The organism is Halopiger aswanensis, assembly GCF_003610195.1.
GTDB lineage: Archaea > Halobacteriota > Halobacteria > Halobacteriales > Natrialbaceae > Halopiger > Halopiger aswanensis.
This window is the reverse complement of record NZ_RAPO01000003.1, coordinates 569,087-593,914: the sequence shown is the minus strand read 5'-3', so window position 1 is coordinate 593,914 and position 24,828 is coordinate 569,087. Positions and strand designations below refer to the sequence as shown.

At 66.3% G+C, this 24,828-nt stretch carries 30 protein-coding genes, 1 tRNA gene and 1 pseudogene; 14 read left to right on the top strand and 18 right to left on the bottom strand.

Going from position 1 to position 24,828, the window contains the following annotated elements:
- Positions 1-358: 358 nt before the first annotated feature.
- Entirely contained in the window at positions 359-595 is a 237-nt protein-coding gene (locus ATJ93_RS16880; RefSeq protein ID WP_147376661.1) for a hypothetical protein, read from the top strand.
- 344 nt (positions 596-939) lie between these two features.
- Here ATJ93_RS16880 and ATJ93_RS16875 read toward each other — a convergent pair.
- From ATJ93_RS16875 to ATJ93_RS16860, 5 genes and pseudogenes are all read right to left on the bottom strand, one after another.
- A tRNA-Arg gene (locus tag ATJ93_RS16875) sits at positions 940-1,044 on the bottom strand.
- A gap of 55 nt (positions 1,045-1,099) precedes the next feature.
- A pseudogene (locus ATJ93_RS16870) lies at positions 1,100-1,477 on the bottom strand (YccF domain-containing protein).
- A gap of 87 nt (positions 1,478-1,564) precedes the next feature.
- Positions 1,565-1,705, bottom strand: a complete 141-nt coding sequence (locus tag ATJ93_RS23770; protein WP_170155598.1) for a hypothetical protein — start codon at positions 1,703-1,705, stop codon at positions 1,565-1,567.
- A gap of 84 nt (positions 1,706-1,789) precedes the next feature.
- On the bottom strand, positions 1,790-2,005 hold the full coding sequence (locus ATJ93_RS16865; protein ID WP_120245818.1) for a hypothetical protein: 216 nt from the start codon (positions 2,003-2,005) through the stop codon (positions 1,790-1,792).
- 30 nt (positions 2,006-2,035) lie between these two features.
- Positions 2,036-2,278, bottom strand: coding sequence for a hypothetical protein (locus ATJ93_RS16860; RefSeq protein WP_120245817.1), 243 nt, complete (start codon positions 2,276-2,278; stop codon positions 2,036-2,038).
- 277 nt (positions 2,279-2,555) lie between these two features.
- Between ATJ93_RS16860 and ATJ93_RS16855 the strand changes: the two genes are divergently transcribed.
- Together ATJ93_RS16855 and ATJ93_RS16850 are read left to right on the top strand one after the other, a co-directional pair.
- Positions 2,556-3,209, top strand: a complete 654-nt coding sequence (locus tag ATJ93_RS16855) for an AAA family ATPase (protein WP_120245816.1) — start codon at positions 2,556-2,558, stop codon at positions 3,207-3,209.
- Complete coding sequence (locus tag ATJ93_RS16850; protein ID WP_120245815.1) at positions 3,206-3,619, top strand: RNA-binding domain-containing protein; 414 nt, start codon at positions 3,206-3,208, stop codon at positions 3,617-3,619. The genes ATJ93_RS16855 and ATJ93_RS16850 overlap by 4 nt, the downstream gene beginning before the upstream one ends.
- 130 nt (positions 3,620-3,749) lie before the next feature.
- Here ATJ93_RS16850 and ATJ93_RS16845 read toward each other — a convergent pair whose 3' ends face one another.
- Complete coding sequence (locus ATJ93_RS16845; RefSeq protein WP_120245814.1) at positions 3,750-4,733, bottom strand: hypothetical protein; 984 nt, start codon at positions 4,731-4,733, stop codon at positions 3,750-3,752.
- A gap of 187 nt (positions 4,734-4,920) precedes the next feature.
- A complete protein-coding gene (locus ATJ93_RS16840; protein ID WP_120245813.1) occupies positions 4,921-6,318 on the bottom strand; it encodes a signal recognition particle protein Srp54 in 1,398 nt (465 codons plus the stop codon).
- Between the two features lie 160 nt (positions 6,319-6,478).
- On the opposite strand from ATJ93_RS16840, the gene ATJ93_RS16835 reads away from it, so the two are divergent.
- Entirely contained in the window at positions 6,479-7,453 is a 975-nt protein-coding gene (locus ATJ93_RS16835) for an aldo/keto reductase (protein WP_120245812.1), read from the top strand.
- 46 nt (positions 7,454-7,499) lie between these two features.
- On the opposite strand, the gene ATJ93_RS16830 is transcribed toward ATJ93_RS16835, so the two are convergent.
- Positions 7,500-8,180: a haloacid dehalogenase type II gene (locus ATJ93_RS16830; protein ID WP_120245811.1), complete on the bottom strand. Its 681-nt coding sequence runs from the start codon at positions 8,178-8,180 to the stop codon at positions 7,500-7,502.
- A 150-nt stretch (positions 8,181-8,330) separates the two neighbouring features.
- Here ATJ93_RS16830 and ATJ93_RS16825 point away from each other — a divergent pair, with 150 nt between their 5' ends.
- The 4 genes from ATJ93_RS16825 to ATJ93_RS16810 all read left to right on the top strand — a co-directional run bounded on the left by ATJ93_RS16825 (position 8,331) and on the right by ATJ93_RS16810 (position 12,173).
- Positions 8,331-8,576: a type II toxin-antitoxin system HicB family antitoxin gene (locus ATJ93_RS16825; RefSeq protein WP_120245810.1), complete on the top strand. Its 246-nt coding sequence runs from the start codon at positions 8,331-8,333 to the stop codon at positions 8,574-8,576.
- An 86-nt stretch (positions 8,577-8,662) separates the two neighbouring features.
- A complete protein-coding gene (locus ATJ93_RS16820; RefSeq protein ID WP_120245809.1) occupies positions 8,663-9,538 on the top strand; it encodes a universal stress protein in 876 nt (291 codons plus the stop codon).
- 157 nt (positions 9,539-9,695) lie between these two features.
- Positions 9,696-10,577 (top strand): DUF106 domain-containing protein, encoded by an 882-nt coding sequence (locus tag ATJ93_RS16815; protein WP_120245808.1) that lies wholly within the window; start codon positions 9,696-9,698, stop codon positions 10,575-10,577.
- A 105-nt stretch (positions 10,578-10,682) separates the two neighbouring features.
- Complete coding sequence (locus ATJ93_RS16810) at positions 10,683-12,173, top strand: dihydrolipoyl dehydrogenase (protein ID WP_120245807.1); 1,491 nt, start codon at positions 10,683-10,685, stop codon at positions 12,171-12,173.
- Between the two features lie 33 nt (positions 12,174-12,206).
- On the opposite strand, the gene ATJ93_RS16805 is transcribed toward ATJ93_RS16810, so the two are convergent.
- Positions 12,207-13,019, bottom strand: coding sequence for an aldo/keto reductase (locus ATJ93_RS16805; RefSeq protein WP_120245806.1), 813 nt, complete (start codon positions 13,017-13,019; stop codon positions 12,207-12,209).
- Positions 13,020-13,370: 351 nt separating this feature from the next.
- Between ATJ93_RS16805 and ATJ93_RS16800 the strand changes: the two genes are divergently transcribed.
- Positions 13,371-13,940 carry a DoxX family membrane protein gene (locus ATJ93_RS16800; protein ID WP_120245805.1) on the top strand — a complete coding sequence of 190 codons (570 nt, stop codon included), beginning with the start codon at positions 13,371-13,373 and terminating at the stop codon, positions 13,938-13,940.
- Positions 13,941-14,000: 60 nt separating this feature from the next.
- Here ATJ93_RS16800 and ATJ93_RS16795 read toward each other — a convergent pair whose 3' ends face one another.
- Both ATJ93_RS16795 and ATJ93_RS16790 read right to left on the bottom strand, forming a co-directional pair.
- Entirely contained in the window at positions 14,001-14,459 is a 459-nt protein-coding gene (locus tag ATJ93_RS16795) for a winged helix-turn-helix domain-containing protein (RefSeq protein ID WP_120245804.1), read from the bottom strand.
- A 69-nt stretch (positions 14,460-14,528) separates the two neighbouring features.
- A complete protein-coding gene (locus ATJ93_RS16790) occupies positions 14,529-15,341 on the bottom strand; it encodes a sulfurtransferase (RefSeq protein WP_120245803.1) in 813 nt (270 codons plus the stop codon).
- 282 nt (positions 15,342-15,623) lie between these two features.
- Between ATJ93_RS16790 and ATJ93_RS16785 the strand changes: the two genes are divergently transcribed.
- From ATJ93_RS16785 to ATJ93_RS16775, 3 genes are all read left to right on the top strand, one after another.
- A complete protein-coding gene (locus ATJ93_RS16785; RefSeq protein WP_120245802.1) occupies positions 15,624-16,481 on the top strand; it encodes a sulfurtransferase in 858 nt (285 codons plus the stop codon).
- Between the two features lie 176 nt (positions 16,482-16,657).
- Positions 16,658-16,891, top strand: a complete 234-nt coding sequence (locus tag ATJ93_RS16780) for a hypothetical protein (RefSeq protein WP_120245801.1) — start codon at positions 16,658-16,660, stop codon at positions 16,889-16,891.
- Between the two features lie 79 nt (positions 16,892-16,970).
- The gene (locus ATJ93_RS16775; protein ID WP_120245800.1) at positions 16,971-17,606 is read left to right on the top strand and encodes a rubrerythrin family protein; all 636 of its coding nucleotides are present in this window, start codon (positions 16,971-16,973) and stop codon (positions 17,604-17,606) included.
- 43 nt (positions 17,607-17,649) lie between these two features.
- On the opposite strand, the gene ATJ93_RS16770 is transcribed toward ATJ93_RS16775, so the two are convergent.
- The 4 genes from ATJ93_RS16770 to thiE all read right to left on the bottom strand — a co-directional run bounded on the left by ATJ93_RS16770 (position 17,650) and on the right by thiE (position 20,096).
- Positions 17,650-18,171: a hypothetical protein gene (locus tag ATJ93_RS16770; RefSeq protein ID WP_120245799.1), complete on the bottom strand. Its 522-nt coding sequence runs from the start codon at positions 18,169-18,171 to the stop codon at positions 17,650-17,652.
- A 68-nt stretch (positions 18,172-18,239) separates the two neighbouring features.
- The gene (locus ATJ93_RS16765; RefSeq protein WP_120245798.1) at positions 18,240-18,512 is read right to left on the bottom strand and encodes a DUF7553 family protein; all 273 of its coding nucleotides are present in this window, start codon (positions 18,510-18,512) and stop codon (positions 18,240-18,242) included.
- Positions 18,513-18,601: 89 nt separating this feature from the next.
- Complete coding sequence (thiM, locus tag ATJ93_RS16760; protein WP_120245797.1) at positions 18,602-19,435, bottom strand: hydroxyethylthiazole kinase; 834 nt, start codon at positions 19,433-19,435, stop codon at positions 18,602-18,604.
- Entirely contained in the window at positions 19,428-20,096 is a 669-nt protein-coding gene (thiE, locus tag ATJ93_RS16755) for a thiamine phosphate synthase (protein WP_120245796.1), read from the bottom strand. Before thiE ends, thiM begins: the two co-directional genes overlap by 8 nt.
- A gap of 137 nt (positions 20,097-20,233) precedes the next feature.
- Between thiE and ATJ93_RS16750 the strand changes: the two genes are divergently transcribed.
- On the top strand, positions 20,234-20,785 hold the full coding sequence (locus ATJ93_RS16750) for a hypothetical protein (RefSeq protein WP_120245795.1): 552 nt from the start codon (positions 20,234-20,236) through the stop codon (positions 20,783-20,785).
- A 130-nt stretch (positions 20,786-20,915) separates the two neighbouring features.
- Complete coding sequence (locus ATJ93_RS16745) at positions 20,916-21,689, top strand: SDR family oxidoreductase (protein WP_211334078.1); 774 nt, start codon at positions 20,916-20,918, stop codon at positions 21,687-21,689.
- 45 nt (positions 21,690-21,734) lie between these two features.
- Here the strand turns inward: ATJ93_RS16745 and ATJ93_RS16740 are convergent, their stop codons facing one another.
- The 3 genes from ATJ93_RS16740 to ATJ93_RS16730 form a co-directional block, all read right to left on the bottom strand.
- The gene (locus ATJ93_RS16740) at positions 21,735-22,151 is read right to left on the bottom strand and encodes a universal stress protein (protein ID WP_120245793.1); all 417 of its coding nucleotides are present in this window, start codon (positions 22,149-22,151) and stop codon (positions 21,735-21,737) included.
- 48 nt (positions 22,152-22,199) lie between these two features.
- Positions 22,200-23,402: an inorganic phosphate transporter gene (locus tag ATJ93_RS16735; protein ID WP_120245792.1), complete on the bottom strand. Its 1,203-nt coding sequence runs from the start codon at positions 23,400-23,402 to the stop codon at positions 22,200-22,202.
- A 303-nt stretch (positions 23,403-23,705) separates the two neighbouring features.
- Entirely contained in the window at positions 23,706-24,800 is a 1,095-nt protein-coding gene (locus ATJ93_RS16730) for an aminopeptidase (RefSeq protein ID WP_120245791.1), read from the bottom strand.
- Positions 24,801-24,828 lie beyond the last annotated feature (28 nt).

Here is a 24,828-nt window from a genome sequence, read left to right as displayed (position 1 = left end):
TTTCCATCAGATCATAGTATATAATCCGTTCTAAAATACATTTCATCCGTTTCGATCACATATCGATCGCCTTGACGAGTTCGAGTTGCTACTTGCCGTCGTCCACATGCCGGATATGAATGTGAAGCTCTTCCTCGAGTTCGCCGTCTTCGTTCACCAACCCCTCGACACGGAGATCGTCTTTCGGGAGCGTCACACCGAGTTAGTTCTGGTCCAACTGGCAGAGTTTATTCAGCGCCATAGCAGCGGCGGCAACCCGCTTTGGTACAAATGGTGGTGACTATCTGCGATACCAAGGTTGTGCCACGGTTTTGCTGAGGTTTTCGTAGGGGCGGGTGCGACCGCTCGCCGTCGCACTATGGCAACTCGAGTGAACATCGGTTCGATGAGACCGAGCGGACAGAATGAAATCGACCTGATCGACGTAGCGGCGCTGATCTTCCTGCCGTTCTTCGCGTCGCTGATCTTTGGCGTGTTCACGATCAGTATCGACGTATTCGGGGGCTACAACCTGACGGGAGCAATCTGGACCATCGGGGCGCGGATATCTCGGTGGCACTGCTCGCTGCGGTCTTCGCGATCTCGTGGGACATAAGTCACGGCCGGTACGAGCTGGCGGCGATCGTCGCGTGGCCATTCCCGATGGTATTCCTGACGGTCGTAATCATGGCGCTTCAGGGTGGATTATGAATGTAGACAGCCCACGGCCCGCCAAGACTCGGATAGCTGCTCGAGGCGCGGCGTTCTGATTTGGAATATCGCGAATACGGACGATAGTACCTTTCGAGTGGACTTCTTGAGAGAAGTTCTAAAACGATAGTTTTCGGACGGGCACGATGGGATTTGAACCACGCCGTCGGCTCGCGTTCGCTCGCCGCCGTCTACTTCAACCCATCTCCGTTCGTGATTCGCTCCTCACGTCCGTTCGTCGCAGAATCACGGGCACGATGGGATTTGAACCCACGACCGTCGGATGTCTTCCCCCATCGCAGACGCGACGAGGATAGAAGTCCGACGCTCTTATCCAGACTGAGCTACGTGCCCTCGAGCACATATGACGGATCGACCGGCATAAACAGTGTGGATTCGCCGGTCAACGCTATCCGTGCACACGGTACAGCGACGTGACGGAGGGCAGTCGGTTCGCCAGCCAGATGGCAACCGGCAGGCCGACGATCGTCAGCGCGCACAGCACCGCCAGATTCGCCTAGAAGAAACTCAGCCACCAGCCCACCAGCACGAAGTACAGCACCCGGACGATCAGCGGGTGCTGCCCGCGGGCCTGCTCCGGGTCCAGCCGCGAGCGCGGTTCCTGTACCGTCAGGACCGCCGGCACGAGGTTGATCAGCATGATGCCGAGGGGTGCGAGGATCACGGTCACGTGCAGGGCCCACGCGATGGTGACCACGATCGGCGTCGCCCACCAGCCGACGAAGACGAACCAGAGCGCACGAACCAACAGCGGTCGCTGTGTCATACCCCGACCGGGACGCGACCGACGGATAGCGGTTTCGAAGGGGCCGGCTCGAGCACCTGCGTCTCACCACCGACGCTATTCCTGCGATTACACTCCGAGGAATCGCAGGAACAGCCCGAGCAACAGCAGGACCACGCCGATCGTGGTTCCCACCAGCGGCGGCAGGACGGGAATCGGGATCGCGATCAAGAGGAGGGCCGCGAGGATCACTTTCGTCGACAGCCGCATACGGGAGGCGTCCACCTCGAGTCCAAAAGAGGACGGGGCTCGAGGCGAGTCGGGCTCGCCGCTGTGCTGGGAGGCGGCCAGCCGCTAAGACAGGAGCGCGTGGGTGATGATCTGGAACGGAAGCGCGCCGAGGATGACCGCGAGGAAAAGCGCAAAGACGGTGTTTTTGACCTGGGTTTCGTACGCGTCGGGGTCGCTGCTGTGTCCGTCCGCGGGTCGAAGCGCCCGTAACAGCGACGACTCGCTCCGGGAGCGTAGCTGCCGTTGCTTCCACACCGACCAGACGGCGTATCCCAGCACCGAGACCCCCGCAGCGGTCTGCGAGACGAGCTACACCCATCCCGTGAGCGGCTCTTCCAGGTGCGGTTCGTCGACGAGCGGCTCGTCGGCAGCGAGGAGCAGTTGGCCGACGAGCCCGAGAACGGACAAAAAGGTCGCCACGATGGACCCGATCGCGGCTCTGACGAACACGCCACCCACATCCGAGGGGTTTCGTATCCACTCCCTGATCGTCCGGTCGTCGGCGTCGTCGGAGTCGTCACTGTCCCCATCCAGCCGGATTCGCATGACCATGGCAATCGACCAGTGTCGATACGTTGTGATGTTGTCAGATTGAACATTACTATTCGACACGACGGACGATCGACGCAGCCGCCGCGACGGGAGCGACACAGTCACTCGAGCGCGACGATCGCTGCCCTCTCGAGTCGCCACTCCGACCATCCACCGCGGGTGGAAAAAAGGGGCGCCCAAGCTATTCTCGTCGAACACCGTCGTTCTCGAGTCGGGACCTGCCTGTGACGAGTCGGAGACACAGTCCTTAAGCGGGCAACGCTGCTATTCGGACTCGATGCACGTCATCGGAACGGTGGGACTGCCCGGCAGCGGCAAGGGCGAAGCCGCCACCGTCGCACGCGAGGACGGAATCCCGGTGGTGACGATGGGCGACGTCGTCCGCCAGGAGACCGCCGACCGCGGACTCGACCCGACGAAAGACCACGGAAAGGTCGCGCAGGCCCTGCGCGACGAGAACGGCCCGGCGGCCATCGCCGAGCGCTCGCTCCCGATGATCGAGAACCGCCTCGAGGACCACGACACCGTCCTCGTGGACGGCATCCGATCGGACACCGAGGTCGACGTCTTCGAGGAGCGCTTCGGCGACGATTTCATCCTCGTCAGCATCGAGGCCCCCTTCGAGGTCCGCGCCGAGCGGATCGACGCCCGCGGCCGCGATGCCGGCGAGAACGAGGGCGGCGAGCCCTTAACCGCCCGCGACGAGCGCGAGCGCGGCTTCGGGATGGACGACGCGATGGACGAAGCCGACGTCGTCGTCGAGAACACCGACTCGCTCGAGGCGTTCCACGAGCGGATGCAGACGATCATCCGCGAGGGGCCCGAAGCGCTCGAGGGCGACGGCGCCGCCGATAGCGATAGCGATACCGATACCGGAACCGAAACCGACGACGAAAGTACCAACCGAACCGAAGCGGAAGCAGACCCATGACCGACATCTACCGCGTCGACGTCGAGATCACGGCACCGATCTACGACACCGAAGTCACGAGCCGCGTCGCCGACGCCGTCGCCAACATCTTCCCCAACGCCGACCTCGAGGAGGAGTTCGGCGAGATCAGGGCCGAGGCCCACTCGATGGACCACTTCTCGGACCTGCTCCATCGCCAAGAGATCCTCGATACCGCCCGCGGCGAGTTCTTCGCGAACCGCGAGGGTGACACGTTCTCCTTCGCGCTCAAGAAGCAGGCCGCCTTTATGGATCGGATCAACTTCTCGGTCGGCGAACCGGACGAACTCGGCGAGATCAACGTCCGCGTTCGCGTCGAGGAGCCGTCCGTCGAAGAGTACATCAATCAGATCGCGCCGCCGACGGAAGACGGCGAACCGGTTACGGGCTGAACGACCCGCCTGCTGTAGTTCTCCGATCCGCCGATCGAGTCGACGGACGACGACCAAACGCGGCGAGGGCTCGAGTATCGCAGTCGCCGCGGTCGCGGCTCAGGTGTACTGCGCTGCAGTTCTTGCGACCTCAATCTGCGCAGGCGCGAGCATCCTCCAGCGAGGCCTCGGCCTCGTCGCGGTGCTGGCGTGCGGCGACGACGTCCCGCTCGGCCGCCGCAGCCGAGGCATCGGCGAAGCTCCCCGCCGCGGACTCGAGGTGGCCGCTCTGACACAGCGCCGTCGCGAAGTACTCGACCAACCCCTCGGGGGCGTCCTCCTTGCCGCTCGAGAGCGTCTCGGCGGCGGTCGCGAACTCCTGTTTCGCCGCGGTAAACGCCATCTCGGCGTCCTCGTGATTCCCGTTGTCTGCCTTGGTCCGCCCTTGGTCGAGGTACTCGTAGCCGCCCAGCAGCGTCTCGTACCCCGTGGCCAGCGTGACCTGGGAGTCGAGGACGTCGCCGAGTATCGACGCGCCGGATTCGATCTCCGCCCGGTCGATCACGGCCAGTTCCTCGAGACGAGCGGCGTCGAGCGACATCAGATCGGACGTGGCGGCGTCGAACTCCGACTGGGCCGACTCGAGCGTCGCCCGCCGGTCCTCGACGGTCGTCACCGCCTCGTCGAGATCCGCGCTGTCGTCGCTCTCGAGCGCGCTATTGACCTGTTCGACGTCCTCGACGAGCGCGTCGTCGGCGACCGTCGCGGTGACGTCGGTCAGCGTCTCGAGGACGCTCGCGTAGGTCCGCAGCGCCTCGAAATCGTCCTCGCGGCCGTCCAGTTCCGATTCGGCGGTCGAAAGGTGGTCGCGAGCCCGCTCGATGTGGTCTTGGGGCTCGGACCCGTCGAAGTCGACCGCCTCGGGGTTCTCGAGAGCTTCCTCGTCGACGTTCAACGCGAGCGCGGCCCGGTTCAACTGTCCGACCGCCCGGTCGAGTTCCCGGGGGCCGGTTCGATCCTCGACCTCGACGTCGGTCCCGTCCTCGCCGCCGAGGACATCGAGACATCCTGCAAGCGCGGCCGTGCCCAGCGCGGCGCCGGTGCGGGCCAGATACTGTCGCCGGTTCGTCGCCATGATACTCGAGGCTAGGTCTAGCCGTTCTTTAATATGGCGACCGGACTGTCACCGAAACGAACCGTTCGGCGGGTGAGGCGGTGGCTCGAGGACTATTCGCTGGTACGGGTCGAATTGCAAGCGATGCAGACTCAAGAAGGGACGAACGAGCGAGATAGAATAGCCGAATCGCAACTCGAGCGGCGACTTATCCGAACGGCCCCATGCCGCCCATGCCACCGCCGCCACCGCCGCCGCCCTGCTGTTGCATCTGCTTCATCATGCGCTGCATCTCCTGCTCGGAGCCCATGCCCTGGAACTGCTTGATCGTCTTCTCCATCATCTTGTACTGTTGGAGCAGTTCCCGGACCTGTTCCTCGCTCGTTCCGGAGCCCTTGGCGATGCGTTCGATCTGGCTGGCGCCGATGGCCTTCGGGTACTCCTTCTCGGCCTCGGTCATCGAGTCCATGATGACCGAGAACGTCCGCATCCGCTCCTGGGTGACGTCCATCGCGTCGTCGGGGAGCTGGTCCTTGATCCCGCCGCCGAAGCCGGGGATCATGTCCATCACCTGATCGAGCGGGCCCATGTTGTTCATGGCCTCCATCTGCTTTTGCATGTCGTTCAGGGTGAACTGGCCCTGGAGCATGTCCTCGGGGTCCCAGTCGTCCTCTTCGATCTCGGTCTGCTCCATCGCGCGCTCGACGCGCTCGGCCAACTGGGAGAGGTCGCCCATCCCGAGCAGCCGCGAGATGAAGCCGTCGGGCTCGAAGCGCTCGATGTCCTGGACTTCCTCGCCGGTCCCGAGGAAGGCGATCGACGAGTCGGTCTGATCGACCGCGGTCAGCGCGCCACCACCCTTCGCCGTACCGTCTAACTTCGTGATGACGACGCCGTCGATGCCGATCGACTCGTCGAACTGCTGGGCCTGATCCTTCGCCCCTTGACCGATCGCGGCGTCTAACACGAGCAGCGACGTGTCGGGCTCGACGACGCCCTCGATCTGCTCGATCTCGTCGATCAGGTCGTCCTCCAAGGCGTGGCGACCGGCGGTGTCCACGATGTGGACGTCGGCTTCGCTGGTTGCCTCGAGCCCGTTGCGGGCGATTTCGACGGGGTCGTCGTTGTCGGGGTTGCCGTAGAAGTCGACCTCCGCGCGCTCGGTCATCTCCTCGGCCTGTTCGTAGGCGCCGGGCCGGAAGGTGTCGGTCTGGATGACCGCCGGGCGCAGCCCCTTCGTCGAGAACCACCAGGCCATCTTCGCGGCGGACGTGGTCTTACCGGACCCCTGCAGCCCCGCCAGCAGGATGGTCTGTTCCTCGAGCGGGAGTTCCGTGGAGTCGCCGATGAGATCGACCAGTTCCTCGTAAACGATACGGAGGACGAAGTCCCGCGCGGGCGTGCCGGCGGGCGGCTCCTCCTCTAAGGCGCGTTCCTTGATGTTGCCGGAGAGTTCCTGTACGAGCGAGATGTCGACGTCGGCGGAGATCAACGAGCGCTGGATCTCCTTGACGATCTCCTCGACGTCCTCCTCGCTGATTCGTGACTTCCCGCGGAGTTTGTCGAGGGTGCCCCGCAGAGAACTCCCGAGATCGTCGAGTACCATTTGCTCGTTCTACGGGACGACGGCGTTAAAGGTTTTTTCTACCCCGGATCTCGGTTCGCGGCCCGAAATCGCGGCGATATCGGCCGCACCGGCGCGAACGAAGGGGTGGATATCGCCGATTCACGGGACTGTAAGTGCGCGACCATCACAATCGATCGGTATGGAATACACCACCCTCGGCTCGACCGGGATGGAAGTGAGCGAGCTCTGTCTGGGCTGTATGAGCTTCGGCAGCGAGGAACCGTGGATGCTCGACCGCGAGGAGAGCCGCGAGCTCATCGAGCGCGCGATCGACCTCGGCATCAACTTCTTCGATACGGCGAACGCCTACTCCGACGGCGAGAGCGAGGAAATCCTGGGCGACGTGCTCGCCGACTACGACCGCGACGAGATGGTCGTCGCGACGAAGGTCCGGTTCCCTTCGGGCGACGAGCACCCGAACGCGGCGGGCCTCTCGAGAAAGACCATCGAACAGGAACTCGAGGCCTCGCTCGATCGACTCGGCATGGACACCATCGACCTCTACCAGACCCACCGGGTCGATCCGAACACGCCGCCCGAAACCACGCTCCGCGCGCTGGACGACGCGGTCCGGCGCGGGAAAGTCCGACACGTCGGCACGAGTTCGATGTACGCCCACCAGTTGGCCGAGCGCCTCCGGACGAGCGAACGCGAGCACCTCGTTTCCTTCGAGACGATGCAGAACCACTACCACCTGGCCTACCGCGAGGAGGAACGCGAGATGCTCCCCCTCTGTGACGCGAACGATATCGCCGTCATCCCGTGGGGACCGCTCGGGCAGGGCTACCTCGCCCGCCCGGTCGAGGACCTCGAGGCGACCGAACGCGGCGATCCGGACAACTTCCACAACCCCGCGCCGGAGTACGAGCGCGGCGGCGGCCGCGAGATCAACGAGCGGGTGCAGGAACTGGCCGACGAGAAGGGCGTCACGATGGCCCAGATCGCGCTCGCCTGGCAGTTCCAGAACGAGTACGTCGACGCGCCGATCGTCGGCACGACCAGCGTCGAGCACCTGGAGGACGCGGTCGAGGCCCTCGAGATCGACCTCTCGGAGTCGGACGTCGAGTACCTCGAGGAGCCCTACGAGCCCCAGCCGATCATCGGGATCGAGTAACGAGGGATCTGGCGGAGCAGGACGACACAACCGTCGCCGCGCGACCTCACGCGAGCGTCTCGACCAGTTCGTCGAACGTTTCGATCGTCAGATCCGGCTCGCCGTCGAACGGCCCCCACGGCTTGCCTTTCCGGTCGACCCAGACGCTCTGCATGCCGGCGTGGTTCGCACCGCGGACGTCGTACCAACCGGCCGCCACGTGGGCGATCTCGTCGATCGGCGTCCCGGTTCGGGCCGCGGCGTGACGGTAGATCTCGCTGTCGGGTTTGAAGGTCTCGACCTCGTCGGCGCTGATGGTGTCCTCGAGTAACTCTTCGATGTCGGCGTGTTCGACCATCGACTCGAGCATCTCGGGATTGCCGTTCGAGAGGACGTAGCAATCGTAGCCCGCATCGACGAGCCCCTCGAGGCCGTCGCGGACGTCGTCGAAGACCTCGAGTTCGTGGTAGACCGCGAGGACCTCGTCGCGCTCGTCCGCCGTGACGGCCGCGTCGTGGGCGTCCAGCGCGTACTGGAGCGCGTCGCGGTTGATCTCGTAGAAGGGCTGGTAGGCGTCGATCTGGTTGGCGACGAAGGCGTAAGCCAGCGATCGGGTTCGCCAGCGCCGGGAGACGGCGTCGGGATCGTCGACGACGTCGGCCAGCGCGGCGGTGGCTGCCTCGACGTCGACCAGGGTGCCGTACGAGTCGAAGGTGATCGTCGTGACGCGGTCGGGATCGAACGACATACGGGACGGACCACGACGAGGGTGATAAGGGTTCGAGGCGGTCGTCGGCGTTACCGTTGCGGAACCGGCGGCTCGGACTCGAGACGAGACGGCCCGCGCGGCCGACCGCTGGCGATGCGTATTTCACTCGCGCGGCGAGAAGTGACGGGTATGACGGACGGAGACGAGGTCGACGCGGACGACGCCGAATCGGTCGACCCGAACGAGTACGACGCCCTCGTGGACGCGGACGTGACGACCTGGGTCGACGAAAACGGGCTCCACATCGCCGAGGACGAGATCACCGGCGTCTCGAGCCAGGGCCAGAGCGAGCGCGCGGCCGTCGCGAACCTCGCGGAGGCGGTTGGCTCCTACCGCGACGCGCAGGAGGACACGACGGGCGACAACTGGCTCTGACCGCCGCGGGGGCGCGGACGCTGCGACGACGCGGCACCCGCCGCCCGTAGATGTAAACCCCACCCGAGCGAACGACACGGGTGTGTATGACCGTTGACGATATTCTCGTCCCCGTGGACGGGAGCGACGCCGCGACGGCCGCGTTCGACCACGCCCTCGAGATCGCCGCGGACATGGGCGCGACCCTCCGCGTGCTCCACGTCGCGGACACGGCGATGCCGAGCCTCGCCCGACTCGGCAGCGGCGTCGCCGACGCGCTCGAGGCGGAAGGCGACGAAATCATCGCAAACGCGCGCGAGCGGGCCGAAGAGCGCGGGATCGACGTCGTCACCGACGTTCGGCGGGGCGAACCGCGGGAGGAAATCGTCGCGGCCGCGGCCGACGCCGATCTCGTCGTGATGGGCGCCCACGGCTGTCACGGGATCGGCGAGTACGTGCTCGGCACGACGACGGACTACGTGATCAACGTCACCGAGACGCCCGTCCTGTCGGTTCGGGCGGCCGAGGGCGTCACCCGATCGTATCCCTACGAGGCGATTCTCGTTCCGACCGACGGCAGCGACCACGGGACGGCGGCGGTTCGATTCGCCGCGCAGGTCGCGGCCCACACCGGCGCGACGCTGCAGTTGCTGTACGTGATCGACGAACTGCCGGAAGTGGAGGAGCCGGTTTCAGACGAGGTCGCTGCCGAACTCGAGGAAAACGCCACTGCGATCCTCGAGGCCGCGACGGCGGCCGCGACGGAGACGGGGCTCGAGGAGGCGTCGATCACGACGACGGTCTCGAGCGGCTCCGTCCCCCACGAAATCAGGACCCACGCCGACGCCGAGGCCGTCGACCTCATCGCGATGGGGACCCACGGCCACACCGGCCTCGATCGGCACCTGCTCGGCAGTTTCACCGAGCAACTCCTGCGCAGCGCGCCGGTCCCCGTCCTGACCGTCCAGCGGGGCGACGAGTAACCCCGCGGCGCGTCGATTCTCGAGTATCCGTCCGCGGACCCGCAGAGCAACACCGTTTCGGCACCGCCCGCACCGGCCTCCTAAACCTTCGGTAGCCGTGTCGCCGTCGGAAACGCGAGCCCACTGTCGATACCCGTCGCCGTCGAACTCCTCGAGGATGACAGCATCCGGAACGCACGTCGCGGCCGACGACGAGGGCGCGGCGGCGCTGGCGACGGTCCTCCGTACTGCGGAGGAGAGCGACGGTACCGTCGCGCGGACGGACGTCCGCGACGACATCGACCGCGAACACTGGGGCGCGATGCTCGAGCAGGGCGTCCTCGTTCCCGTCGACGGCGAGGATCGGTTCGTCTTGAACGACCCGACGGCGGTCAGGGAAACGCTCGACGGCCGCGAGTTCGACCCGCCCGAACCCGAGGGATGGTCGCGGCGCGACGTCGCCGCCGGCATCGGCGCGCTCTCGCTGGTCGCCGGCTATCAGGTGTCGGCGATTCGCGACGGCGTCGCGGCGGCTCTCGATCTCGCGATCGGACCGCTCGCGGCCGCGTTACCGTTTCCGGTCGTCGTCCTCGCGCTGGCGGTCGCGACCACGTTGGCGACGACGCTCGTCCGCCGCCGCCTCGAGCGGCCGGACACGGGCGCGTTCAGGCATCGGACGCGGGAACTTCGGGAGCGGCTGGCCGCCGCTCGAGCGCGCGGGGACGAGACGACGGTAGAGCGACTCGCCGACCAGCGCCGCGACCTCGTCGGGCGGCAGGCGCTGCTGTTGACCGACCACCTGAAGGTGCTGGCGTGGACGATGGTGCTGACCGTCCCGGTCTTTCTCTACCTCTCGTGGCTGGTGACGGCGCCGGCCCACGCGACCGCGCCGCTGGTGACCGTCGCGCCCGTGCTCGGCGATATCGTCTGGACCGCGCGGATCGTCGGGCCGGTACAGGCGTGGATGGCCTGGTACGCGCTGTGCTCGCTCGTCTCGAGTCTCGTCGCTCGAGGCGTCGGTCGGGTCGTTCCCGCCGGCTTCGAGGGACGTCCGTCGTAGCGAGTCCGAACCGCGACTCGAATCGTCGAGTCGAAACGGGGGCCATCGGAGGCCATTCGGGAGCAGGTCTCGGTTTTACGCGTCCGTCCGTGGTGGAACCAGTTCATGGACCAAGACAGGGACGAGTACGATACCGTCGTGATCGGCGGCGGGTCCGGCAGTCAAGTCGCGACCGCGGCGGCCGACCGGGGCCTCGAGGCGGCCGTAATCGAGCCCGGACCGCTAGGCGGGGCCTGCATCACCCGGGGCTGTGTCCCTTCGAAGGCGCTGCTCCACCGCGCCGACCTCGCGGACGAGGTGCGACGCGCCGGCGAGTTCGGGGTCGCGGCCGACCTGAAGGACGTCGCGTACGGCGAGATCACGGACGCGATCCACGACACCGTCTACGAGAAGGCTGCACGACAGGACCGGTCGCTCGAGGAGAACGAGAACGTCGCGCTCTACCGCGGCGAGGGGCACTTCGTCGATGAGCGGACGATTGCCGTTGAACCGACCGGCGATAGCGGCGAGGGCAGCGAAATCACCGGCGACGCGATCATCCTTGCCGTCGGCTCGCGGCCCATGGTGCCGCCGATCGACGGCCTCGAGGACGTCGACTTCCGCACCAGCGACGACGCGCTCTACCTCGAGGAGCGGCCGAACGAACTCGCGATCGTCGGCGGGGGGTACATCGGCGCGGAACTGGGCTACTTCTTCGGCGCCGTCGGCACCGACGTCTCGATGATCGGGCGCAGCGAGCAGTTGATTCCGGGCGAGGACGACGACGCGAGCGCCGTCGTTACCGACTCGCTCGCGGACTACTGCGAACTCTACACCGGCTACGAGGCGGCGGAAGTCTCGCAGAACGGGGACGGTGGCGTTACGATCACGGCGGAACCCAGCGACGACGATAGCGGCAACGGTAGCGACGGCGACGCCGTCGAAATCGAGGCCGACGACCTCCTCCTCGCGACCGGGCGCCGCCCAAACACAGACACGCTCGCGCTCGAGGAGACCGACGTCGAAACCGACGACAAGGGGTACGTCGAGACCGACGCGCGCCTCGAGACGACCGCCGAGGGAATCTGGGCGTTGGGCGACATCGTCGGCGAGCAGCCGTTCAAGCACGCGGCCGACTACGAGGCGGAGATCGTGATGGCGAACGTCCTCGACGGTGCTGGCCGGGAGGTCGACTACGGCGCGATGCCCCACGCGATCTTCACCAGCCCGCAGGTCGCCAGCGTCGGGCGAACGGAAAGTAAACTCGAGGACGAAGGCCGCGACTACGAGGCGACGACGGTCCCGTTCGACGCCGCGCCGCTGGGACTGATCCTCGGGGCCGACGACGGGTTCGTGAAGGTGCTGGCGGCGCCGGACGGCGAGATTCTCGGCTGTCACGTCGTCGGGCCGCAGGCCTCGACGCTGATCCAGGAGGTCGTCGTCGCGATGGACCGCGGCGACGGTACCGTCGACGACGTCGCCGAGCCGGTGCACGTCCACCCGGCGCTATCCGAAGCGATCTATACGGCGTTCGACGACCTGTCCTCGAGCGAGTTCTCGACGGCGCCGGACTGGCGGGACGTCGCGCCGAGCGGTCGCGGGTCGGGTGAGGAATAGTACCTCGAGGACTCGAGGGGCAGCGAAATCGGGTTACCAGTTCCAGGGACCGTGATCCGGATCGATCTGGCGCTCCCGCCGGTCGATCGAGTCGATCAACTCGCGGTCCTCCGCGTCCAACTCGAGGTCGGCGGCGGCGAGGTTCCCCTCGAGGTGCTCGCGGCTGCTGGCCTTGGGGATGACGGCGACGTTATCGTGATCGAGCAGCCAGGCCAGCGAGACCTGGGCCGGCGTCGCGTCGTGCTTCTCGGCGACCTCCCGAATTTCGGGGACGTCGAACACCGCGCCCTGGGCCAGCGGCGAGTAGGCGACGAACCAGTAGTCGTGTTCCTGCGCGTGCGCGACCAGGTCGTCCTGGGGAAGCAGCGGGTGCATCTCGGCCTGATGGGCGAACAGCGGCGCGTCGAGCACCTCGAGGGCCTCGTCGAGCAGTTCCGGCGTGAAGTTCGAGAGCCCGACGTTGCGCGTCGTGCCTGCCTCGTAGGCCTCGTCGTAGTAGGGCAGGATCTCCTCGTGCTCGTAGATCCCGGACGGCCAGTGGACGTACAGTAGATCGACGGCGTCGACGCCGAGGCGCTCGAGGCAGCCGTCGATGGCCTCGGGGACCTGCTCGGGTCCGGGCGGGACGTCGTGGTGGACGGTCTTCGTCGAGAGGAAGATGTCATCGCGGTCGACGTCGGCCCGTTCGATCCCCTCGCCGACGTACGCCTCGTTCTCGTACACCTGCGCGGTGTCGACGTGGCGGTAGCCGACCTCGAGGGCGGTCCGGACGTTCTCGGTCCACTGCTCGCGGTTGTCGTCCGAGTACGTACCGAGACCGATCTGCGGGAAATCGTCGCGTGGCATCGCGTCGGGCTTCTCGAGAGGGGCGGTTTACTCTTCTGCTTCCGGCAGTCCGTCGGTCTCGAGGCTGCCCCTCAGCAGCGGTGCCTCCGGCGTCCCCGGCGACACGGACGCGAACCGATGCGAACGCTCGAGGACTGACGGGCGCTCGAGAGACGGATCGGAGACCGTTCCCTCTCGGATCGTCTACGCCATCCCCCCCCCCCACATTTATAAGCAAACGCCCTCTGGCCGATTTTCCAGATTCGCGGTCGTGTGGATTCTACGGCCGACGAGAGCACATTCTCGCCTCCGGAGAATTGCCGTCTATTTATATAGTATCTTCCGCCCTCTATAGGAGTAGGTGAAGATATAATGGCAACTGAGAAGATGACTGTCGGTGCGAACGTATTCGAGAGCAAGGTCGGCGGCATGACGGTCCGCGGGAAGGCTCACAGCCTGAGCGCGTGGTTCGTCCTCGCGCTGCGGCTCATGATGGGCTACGCGTTCCTCTACGCCGGCCTCGGCAAACTCCTGGCCGCGGAGCCGTTTAGCGCCGAGGGGTTCCTCCTCTACGGCGTCAACCAGGCCTCGCCGCTGGCCGGCCTGTTTACCTGGATGGGAACGACACCCTGGTTCGTCGAGTTCGTGAACGTCGCCGTCCCGTTCGGACAGGTCGCGATCGGCCTGGGCCTGCTCGTCGGCGCGCTGGTCCGCCTCGCGGCCTTCTTCGGCGCGATGATGATGTTCATGTTCTACTTCGCGAACTGGAGCGTCGAACACGGCCTCATCAACGGCGACTTCGCGTACCTGCTCGTCTTCCTCGCCGTCGCCGCCTTCGGCGCCGGCCGGATCCTCGGGCTCGACGCGCTCATCGAACGGTACGAAATCGACGGCCAACCGCTGCTCGAGAAGTACCCGAAACTCGACTACATCCTCGGATGAGTCGCGTTTTCCGTTCCCCTTTCCTTCGGTATTCGAACGCCAACCGCGAGTGACGACGATTTAGTCCGCGGTCGACGACTCCTCACTTCGACTCGAGCGCTGGCTTTCCGTTCCGCCCTCGAGGACGGTCTCCGCAGTCTCTCGAACCGACGACCACAGCTCGGAGAGTCCGGACTCGCGTTCCCGTTCCGACTTCGCGGGCGGGCGCTCGATCTCGACCTGCAAATTTCTGTGCTCGTCGAACTCGACGGCGAGCCGCTCGAACCGGGCCACGTACTGCGAGCGGTGGTGGCCGCCCGGCCGGAGTTGGATCTCCTCGCCGACGAGCGACGTGTCGGTCAGCCGGTCGACCTTCTTGTACGTCGTCGAGAGCGGCACCTCGGCTTCCGCGGCGATCTCCTTGACGGTCATCGGCTCCTCGAGAACGGCGAGGATGTCGCAACAGGCGTCGTCCTCTAGCGCATCGATGACGCGACCGGGGTCGGCCGCGCGATCGATCGACTGCCCTTCGCGTGACATTCGTACCGTCCGATTCGAAGGTGACCTATTTGAGTCATCGGGTGGCAGTTCCGAAATCGAGAGGTCGCCTCACGCCTCGGGTGCGCCAGTCTCGACCTCGCCGTCGCGTTCCAGCCACTCCGTCAGGCTGCCCTCGTAGAAGGCGACATCGTCGTAGCCCAGCGCCGTGAGGACGACGTAGGTGTGGCTGATCCGCCGGGCCGTGTTACAGTAGAGGACGATCTCGCGGTCGCGCGTGATCCCGTGGTCTTCCAGCAACGCCTCGAGTTCGTCGGCGGGCTTGAGCCGCCGCGTGTCGTCGTCGATGACCTCGCGCCAGTCGAACAGTACGGCGCCCGGAAGGTGGGCGTCCGCGAACTCCTGGTCCTCGCGGGTGTCGACGAACAGCGCGCCGCGCTCGAGGGCCGCTTCGACCGCCTCGTAGTCGACGAGCGGGCTCTCTGCGGCCTCGAGCGGGTCGGGCTCGTAGTCGGTCGGGTCGACGTCGGGGACCTCGCTCGTGGTCTCGTACTCGCGGTTCCAGGCGCTGTAGTCGCCGTCCAGCAGCCGCACGTCGTCGTGGCCGTACTCGAGCGCGGTGAGCACGAACCGGGCGGCGAAGACGCCGTGGGTATCGTCGTAGGCGACGATGGTGTCGTCGGGCGAGATACCGGCCTCGGAGAGCAGTTCGGCGAAGGCGTCGGCGCCCGGCAGGGTGCCGCGGTCGACGTCGGACTCGTCGCGGTAGCTGTCGAAGGGAATGTTAACGGCGCCGGGAATGTGCCCGATGCCGTCGTACTCCCAGGCGTCCCTGACGTCGACGATACGTACCTGCGGGTCCTCGTCTTCGGCCTCGAGTCGCGCTGCGAGCCAGTCGGGGGCGACGACGACGGATTCGTCCATTACGTTGACGATGCCGCTGTGGGTCCCACAACCCATCGGTCCCGGCACGTCTCCCCTCGGTACCGAGATTCCGGCAATAATTTCTGGTTCAGGGGCCCGACCTCCACCAGCCCAACCGCTCATATGTCGGCCCTATGTATAAACCGCTGTCAGTGGTCGGCGGCGCGGCACCCGCGGTGACCGTTCGCGCAGAGTACCAGCAATACTTTCCTGAACGATCGACTGGTGTCCGAATTGTCCGGTTCGTGAGCCACTATGACCCTTGGGTCCCTTCATGCACCTATGGCAGACGACTACGCCAAAGACGTACTCGTGGACGCCGATTGGGTCGAGGAGCGCCTCGACGAGTTCCAGGACGACGACTCGAACCTCCGACTCGTGGAGGTCGACGTCGACACGGAAGCCTACGAGGAAGAGCACGCACCCGGCGCGATCGGGTTCAACTGGGAAACGCAGCTCCAGGACCAGACCCAGCGCGACATCCTCGAGAAGGAGGACTTCGAGGACCTGCTGGGCAGTCACGGCATCAGCGAGGACGACACCGTCGTCCTCTACGGTGACAACTCCAACTGGTTCGCCGCCTACGCCTACTGGCAGTTCAAGTACTACGGCCACGACGACGCGAAGTTGCTGGACGGCGGCCGCGAGTACTGGCTCGAGAACGACTACCCGACCACGGACGAGGAGCCGGACTTCTCCGAGACGGAGTACAACGCCGCCGGCCCGCGCGAGAGCATCCGCGCCTACCGTGAAGACGTCGAGAACGCGATCGAGCGCGGCGTTCCGCTCGTCGACGTTCGCTCGCCCGAGGAGTACAGCGGCGAAGTGCTCGCCCCGCCGGGACTCAACGAAACGGCCCAGCGCGGCGGCCACATCCCCGGCGCGAAGAACATCTCCTGGGCGGCCGTGACCAACGACGACGGCACGTTCAAAGACCCCGAGGAACTCGAGGAACTCTACGCCGAGGAAGGCATCGACGGCGACGAGACGACCGTCGCCTACTGCCGCATCGGCGAGCGCTCCTCCGTCGCCTGGTTCGCCCTGCACGAACTGCTCGGCTACGAGGACACCGTCAACTACGACGGCTCCTGGACCGAGTGGGGCAACCTCGTCAACGCCCCGATCGAGAAGGGTAACTAACGACAGCGTAGTCGTTCGAAGCGATCAGTTTCATTTTTGATGCGAGTCGACGTCCGTAGCCGTCGCTCTCGGTACCGTCGGTACCGGGATGTCGACGCCCTGTTTCACGCGACGCGAGCGTCCCTGACCCGCTCGGATCGGAACCGTTACTGCCCTCGAGTTGGATTTCCAAGGTGATGACCGACGACTCGTGGCTCTCGAGTCGCAAAGCGACGAACCAACTGCTCTGTGTGGGGATCGTCGTCCTCGCCGCGGGGTTCGTCAGCATCGGCGAGGGATACGGCGGCTTACAACCAGTCGCAAAACTGCTGCTGATGGTCGTCCTCGCCGGTTCGGTACTCCTCGTTCTCGGGTGGCTCGTCAGTCCGCGGCCAGCCGACGTAGAGCGTACTCGAGACGGCGACGGATAGGTAGCCAGTCGCCACCTCGAGACCGCAAACCACTGCCGATGACGATAGGCCTAACTCCCGGCCTCCCGAACGACCGTCCATGACCGACGCCGACGCGTTCGTCGAGACCGTTCAGGACGAGAACCAGACCGAACTCTCCCGGCTCGGCTCCTCGAAGTCGCTGTACGCCGACACCGGCGGCGATATCGACACCGAGCCCGTCCTCGAGGCGACCGCCGACGCCGAGCACGCCGCCTGGCAGACCTTCAGCGGGTGGGCCGACGACGAGGACCACGACGCCGCGCGCGAGGCCTTCGAAACGACGGCCGAGGAGGAACAGGGTCACTTCGAGACCGTCCTCGAGGAACTGGGCGACGAGGAGTACGAGCCCCAGAACGTGCCCGCGCTCCACGAGTACCTGCGCGGCCTCGACTCGACCGTCGACCGCGTCGGCGCGCTCGTCGGGCGCATCCTCGCGAGCCAGCGCTCGAAGGATCAGGTCGTCGGCTTCTTCGTCGGCGACGCCAGTCCCCAGACCGCCAGCGTCTTCCGGGAGTTCGGCGGCGATCTGGACGCGCAACTCGAGCGCGCGACGGAGTTGCTCGAGGACGTCTGCGAGAGCGACGACGACTGGGCGCAGGCCGAGGCGGCCGCTAACGGCGCGATCGAGGCCGCCTACGACGAGTACGTCGAGAACATGGAAGCGATGGGCGCGAACCCCAAGCCGGTCTGCTGATCCCCGCGATCTCGAGCCGGAGGCCGAAACGCCGCCGTTCCGGTCACTCCCGCCGTCGAATGGTGCTCCTGATCTGACTCTTGGGTACCCACTCGTCCGCGAGTCCGACGGCCCCCTCGCGAGTCTCGAACTGTCGGTACTTCGCTTGCAGCCGCTGTTCTAACTCCTCGCGGCGGTCCGCGTCGGCCCCGGTGTTCTCGAGGCCCCGCTCGAGCGAGCGGATTCCGTGCGCGAGGCGCATCAGCGCGTGCGTCGCCGCCGAATCCTCGACGAGAATCGCCTTGTCGGTTTCGCGGGACAGACGGCCGACGAACGTCGTCGGCGCGTCCCCGTCTCCGTCCGCACCGTCGACCTTCTCGTCGGCCAGCCACTGCGGAAGGTGGAGGAACAGTTCGTCGTCCTCGAGTAAGTCCAGCAGCTGCCAGATCTGACGCGTGTCCTGTTCGTTGAGCAGGCCCCGGGCTCGGGCCTCGGACAGCGTCACCGAATGCGACTCGAGGTCCCGCGCGTGCCACTCGCGGGCGAACGCGTCGTAGTCGGCGTACTCGGTAATCACGTCGCTCACTACGGCCCGCCACGGGGCACCGGCGGAAGTAACCCCTGCTTCCGGGCGCGTCGGCGGGCGACTCGGGCCTACACCCCTTCGACCGTCGAGCGGAACGCGCGGATCGACTCGAGGGCCTCCTCGACGTGAGCGGCGACCTCGCCGCCCTCTTCGTCGGCGATGTCCGTGAGGATGTGCTCGTGGCGCGCGAGTTTGCCGTGGTCCGGGCCGCGGTCGGCCGTCGCCAGGGTCTCGAACTCGCTCGATTGGTTCTCGAGGCGCTCGCGCGCGTCGTCGTTGCTGGTCGCGTCCGCTGCGGTCTGAAGCGATTCGGCTGCGTCTGCGAGGTTTTCTCGCGTCATATACTGACGTTCGGCAGTCGGTACTAAAACGGTTTCAATAATCCCTCGCTCGCGGGAACACCCGGATCGCTGTCACGGTGCGGGAGCCGTCAGTCGACGCGTTCGATCCGCGCCTCGAGGTCGACGGCTTCCAGATCCGCGCCCGACAGCCCGGCCACCGTGTCGTGGAACGCCGTCCGATAGCTCGCCGGTCCCTCGTAGCTCGCGTCGGCCGCGCGCTCGCCGGCGAGGCCGAACGCGAGCGCCCCGTGCAGGGCCGCGGCGAAATCGTCCTCGAGCGCGCCGCGGAAGGCCGCGATCGTCGCGCCGACCATGCAGCCGGTGCCGACGACCGTCGAGAGCATCTCGTGGCCCACGGCGAGCCGATAGACGGCGTCCTCGGTTGCGACGACGTCCTCGACGCCGCTGGCGACGACCGTCGCGCCGGTCGACTCGGCCAGCGACTGCGCTGTGTCCTCGATCTCCTCGTAGTCGCCGACCGACTCGACGCCCTTCACTTCGGCCTCGACGCCCGCTAGCGCGCTGATCTCGCCGTAGTTACCCTTGATGACCGCAAAGTCGGTCGACTCGAGCAGGGCTTCGGCGACGCTTCGGCGGGTGGCCGTCGCGCCGACGCCGACGGGATCGAGAACGATCGGCGTGCCGAGGTCGTTGGCCGTCTCGGCGGCGTCGTGCATGGCGTCGACGCGTCGCTCCGGTACCTGGCCGGTGTTGAAGAGGATCGCGTCGGCCAGTTCGGCCATCTCGCCGGCGTCGCCCTCCGAGTCGGCCATCACCGGCAGCGCGTCCCAGTGGAGGATCAGGTTCGCGACGTCGTTCATCGTCACCTCGTTGGTCACCGAGTGGACGAGCGGTTCGGACTCGGCGATGGCGTCCAGTGAGTTCGTGAGGTCCTGTGACTCCAGGTCGATGTCCTCACTCATTGGTGATCCCTCCGTTCTCGAGCGGCGTCGCCGTTTCGACGGCCTGTGCAAGGGCCTCGGTCGCGGCCCGCGGATCGTCGGCCGCGGCGATTTCGGAGATGACCGCGACGCCGGTCGCGCCGGCCTCGACGACCGGGCCGGCGTTGTCGGCCGTGATGCCGCCGATGCCGACGATCGGGATCGAAACTGCCTCGGCGATTTCGGCGACGCGTTCGGGACCGACGCCGTCCTGCTCGGGGTCGACGTCCTTCGAGGTGGTGCCGTAGACCGTGCCGACGCCGAGGTAGTCCGCGCCCGCGGCTTCGGCCTCGCAGGCCTCCGCGACCGTCGAGGCCGAACAGCCGACGATCGGGTCCGGGCCGAGCAGGTCGCGCGCGACCGAGACCGGGAGATCGGACTGGCCGACGTGGACGCCGTCGGCGTCGATCGCCCGCGCGAGGTCGACGCGGTCGTTGACGATCAGGTCGACGCCCGCCTCGGCGGTCAGGTCGCGCACCTCGAGGCCGAGATCGTACCGCCGGCGCGCGTCGGTATCCTTCTCGCGCAACTGGACGGCGTCGATCCCGCCGTCGATCGCCGCCTCGACGATCTCGAGGGTCGAGCGCCCCTCGGAAAGCGAGGCCTGCGTAACGAGGTAGGTCTGCCAGTTCGGGAAATTCACGGTGTATATTCGTCGGTGATTACACTAAGCCGCTTCGGTCGCTGGAGTATCGATCTCGAGCCGGAACCGTCCGCTCGCAAAGACGGTTCACTCACCGTGAACCCACGCTTATGGACGTACGCGAAGTACGTTCGACGATGGGATCGAACCGCACCGGAACCGGCGGCGAAACCGGACGGCGAGCGGTCCTGACGGGACTCGGGGCGACGGCCGTAGCGTCGCTGGCCGGTTGTCTGAGCGGCAGCGACGAGGGTAGCGGCGGTGGCGGCGACAGCGAGGGCGACGGCCCGGAGGAGCCCGTCGTCGACGCCGCGGAGACGACCGTCGCGAACACCGACCCCGAGGCGTGGCGGGACGTCACCGAACTCCGATTCGACGGCTACGTCGGCGGCTGGCTTGGCCTCGAGCCGGCCCCGATCGAACTGGTCGAGAACCCGACGCTGGTGCTCGTCGAGGGGCGGGAGTACGAACTTACCTGGACGAATCAGGACGGGATCCACCACAACATCGCGTTCTGGGACGAAAATCGCGAGGTCGTCGAGGACTACTCGACGCCGGGCAACGAGACGCTCGGGGAGCGCGAAACGCTCGCGTTCGAGGCGACGCCGGAGATGGACACCTACCGCTGCGAGTACCAGCCGGTGGGGCAACTCGGTGACGTACAACTCATTTCTCCTGAGTCGGACTGATCGCCGGTCGAACGCTCGAGCGGCGACGTCCGGCGAAACGCTTCCGTTCGCGGTCAACGTCGCGTTTCGGCGCTTTCCTCGATGAATCGTCAACAACATTTAAAAGAAAAACGTGGTACTGGCATGTGCAATGTCACCAATGCTCACAGACGACGTCGCCGTCGTCACAGGAGGTTCGAGCGGTAACGGCCGGGAGATCGCCCGACGGTTCGCAGCAGAAGGGGCCGACATCGTGATCGCAGACGTACAGGAGGAACCCCGCGAGGGCGGGACGCCGACTCACGACCTCGTTGAGGAGGAAGAGGAGGTCAGTGCGACCTACGTCGAGTGCGACGTCACGAACGTCGACGACCTCGAGGGAGCAGTCGAGGCGGCCGAGGAGTTCGGCGGCGTCGACGTGATGGTCAACAACGCCGGCATCTTCCACGGCGAGGAGTTCCTCGAGGTCGCGGAGGACGACTTCCAGCGGATGATGGATATCAACGTCAAGGGTGTCTACTTCGGCGCGCAGGCCGCGGCGAAACGGATGGTCGACGCGGGCGGCGGCCGCATCATCAACCTCTCGTCGGTCGCCGGCCTCGAGGGATCGGGCGATTTCGTCACCTACTGCGGGACGAAAGGGGCCGTCCGACTCTTGACCTACGCGATGGCGGCGAAGCTGGGACCTGACGGAATCCGGGTGAACGCGATCCATCCGGGACTCATCGAGACGAAGATGACGACCGAGGACTTCCCGATCATCGGCACGGACGCGGAGGACCAGTTCCTCGAGATGATCCCCTCGCGGCGAGCGGGTCAACCGGAGGACGTCGCCGACGCGGCGCTGTACCTGGCGAGCGACCTCTCGGATTACGTCACCGGCGAGTCGCTGGTGGTCGACGGCGGGCTGACGAACACGCAGTAGCGGGTACCCCGAATTCGGACGGCGGATTGCGCCGTCGCCCGCCGATTAGCGAACCACGGTAACCGACACCGGTGCACGGCGGACGATTCGTTCGGCCACGCTGCCGAGCAACACGCGCGAGACCCCCTCTCGCCCGTGGCTGCCGACGATAATGTGATCGACATCGTGCTCCTCGGCGAACCGGACGACTTCTCGAGCGGGATCGCCGGCCGCGGTTTCGACCCGGTACTCGACGTCCGTCGTCGTCACTAACTCCGTGAGGTCCTCGCGGAGGGTCTCGGACGCGGCTTTGCGCCGATCGGCGAGCGTCTCCTCGATGGCCTGGATGGTTGCTTCGGTGAAGCTGTCTGCGACCTCGACGACCCGCAACAAGACGATTTCGTCGTCGGCGTATTCGTCGAACGCGTAGGTCACCGCCTGCTGTGCGGGGTCGGAGCCGTCGTAGGCGACGAGAACGGTCATTATCGGCGGTACGGAGCCGACGCCAATAAAGACCGATGCGGGTCGGGATTAGGCCCCGACGACCGGAGCGAACCGAAACAGGACGAAGGCGCCGACCGTGGCAACCGCGGGCACGAGGTTCTGCACGACGAGCACGCGGGCGGTTGTCGCGGGATCGAATAGCTCGGCCGTCGCCGGAACGTCGCTTGCCGTCTCCTCGCCGATCGGCGGTGCGGGTTCGGAGTCGCCGTTCTCATCGTCCGCAGCCAGCGCGCCGACTGAAACCGGCGTGTCCTCGCCGCGAGCGGCGTCGGCCAGCGTCGTCGTTCGCGTCGCCCGCCCCCAGCCCAGTCCGATGATGCAGGTCGTCGCGATGACGACGAAACTCGCCGGGATACCGACCGCCGAGAGCGCGACGACGAGCACCGAACTGATGACGGCGACGATGATCGCCGCCGGCAGCGGCAGCCTTGTGAGGTCGTCGCCCAGCGTCTCAAGCGTGCGCCGGGCGATCGTGAACGCGCCGAGCGCGACGGCACCCGACCCGAGCAGGATCAGCGCATCCAACTCGAGCGCGTCGATCGCGTAGAGAGGCGCGACGGCGTTGGCGACGTTGCTCGTCCCCGAGGCGTAGGCCATCAGACAGCCGACGCCGACGACGGCCGCCGCTCCGATCCGTTGCCGTCGCCCGTCGGTCGAACGGATTCGGAGCCACGGCACGAGTCCCGACGAGACCACGGTCACCATCGGTCGCGCTCGAGCGCGATCGGCTCCCCGCTCCTCGAGCGCGAGCCAAGCCGCGAGTCGCGGATACCAGTACCGACCGACGACGCCGGCGACCCAGAAGCCGACGACCGGCGCGACCAGCCACGCGACGACGATCTCGCCCAGCGCGCTCCACGCGAGGGTCCCAGTCGCGGAACCCAGCGCCGCGATGGCGCCGACGGCGGTCATCGACGTCGACGCCGGGACGCCCGCGTAGTTGCCGAGGAACAGCGCGCCCCCGATCACGAGCAGGACGGCCACGCTCGAGCGGAGGGTGAACACGGAGGGATCGCGGAGGAGGTCCCGCGAAAGGGTCAGGACGACCTCCGGGCCGACGGTCAGCGCGCCGAGGAGGAAACAGCCGGACATGAGCGCGGCGGCGACGCCCTTGCCGATGACGCCGGCACCGATCGCGGGGCCGAACGCCGGACCGGTCGTCGAGCCACCGACGTTGTACCCGACGAAGACCGCGGCGAGGACGCCGATACCGAGAAGCAACTCGGACATACTGTCTACATTCCAATATGTTACGCATGGTATTTACCGATTATGCACCTGACAACTACCGATCCACAGCCTCAGTTACCGGTAGTAGACGACGTTCGTTTGTAGGGCTATCCGAGATGCAGCCATCGAAACTCGAAAAATCAGTCGGACGGTTAGTCGTCGAAGCCGTCCTCGAATCGGAACGTGCCGTTTCGCTGCACGACCTGCACCGAAGTTTTTGCGCGAGTGGTGGCGAACGCAGTGAGCCACCCGAGCGGAAAAAGTTCGATGAAAAAGCCACAACTCACTCTGTTCGTCGCGGTACTATTCTTCGAACCCGTCCTCGAACCGGAACGTACCGTCGCGCTGGACGACCTCGCCGTCGACCTCGATGAACGAATCCTCGCTCATGTCGACGATCATGTCCACGTGGACCGCCGAGTCGTTCTGCTCGTTGTCCTCGCCGACCGTGTCGTCGTAGGCGCGGCCGACCGCCATGTGGACCGTATCGCCCATCTTCTCGTCGAACAGCATGTTGTAGGTGAACTGGTCGATCTCGCGGTTCATCCCGATGCCGAGTTCGCCCAACCGGCGCGCGCCGTCGTCCGTATTGAGGACCTCGGTGAGGACACCTTCGTTTTTCGCCGCCGAGTGATCGACCACTTCGCCGCCCTCGAACTCGAGGTAGACGTCCGTGATTTCGCGGCCCTGATGGTACAGCGGCATGTCGAACAGCACTTCACCCTCGACGCTGTCGGGGACGGGCGCGGTGAACACCTCGCCGCCGGGGAGGTTGTGCTCGCCGTGGTCGTTGATCGTCGGGTTGCCGTCGACGGACATCGTCACGTCGGTCGTGTCGCCGCTGACGATGCGGACCTCGTCGGCGGGGTCGAGGATCTCGACCATGTTTTCCTGGTGCTCGCGCTGTTCGTCCCAGTCCTTGTTGACGGCGTCCCAGACGAAGTTCTCGTAGCCCTCGGTGGACATTTCCGCGAGCTGGGCGTTCGCCGGCGCGGGGAACTGCGTGAGACACCAGCGAATCCCGAGGCGCTCCTCGAGGATGGGCTGGTGGGCCTGCTGGTAGGCCGCCTGCGTCTCGGGGTCGACGTCGCTGGTCTGGGTGACGTTGTCGCTGGCGCGGATGGCGATGTAGACGTCCGTGTTCTCGATGAGCGCGAGTTCGTGCTCGGGCGTCTCGAACTCGCCATCGGCGGCGCGCAGGTAGGCGCGGCGCTGTCGCGCGCCGGTTCGCTGAGTGGTCGTGACCGGGTTCGCTCCCCGGTCGCCGATCACTTCGTGCAGCGCGACGACCAGATCCTCGGCGACTGGGTGGGCGTCGATGACGACGTTGTCCCCCTCCTCGAGGTCGACCGAGTGGTTCGCGATGATCTCGGCGTGTTCGCGGATGCGCGGATCCATGTCGCGGGAGTACCGGAGACGGCGGGAT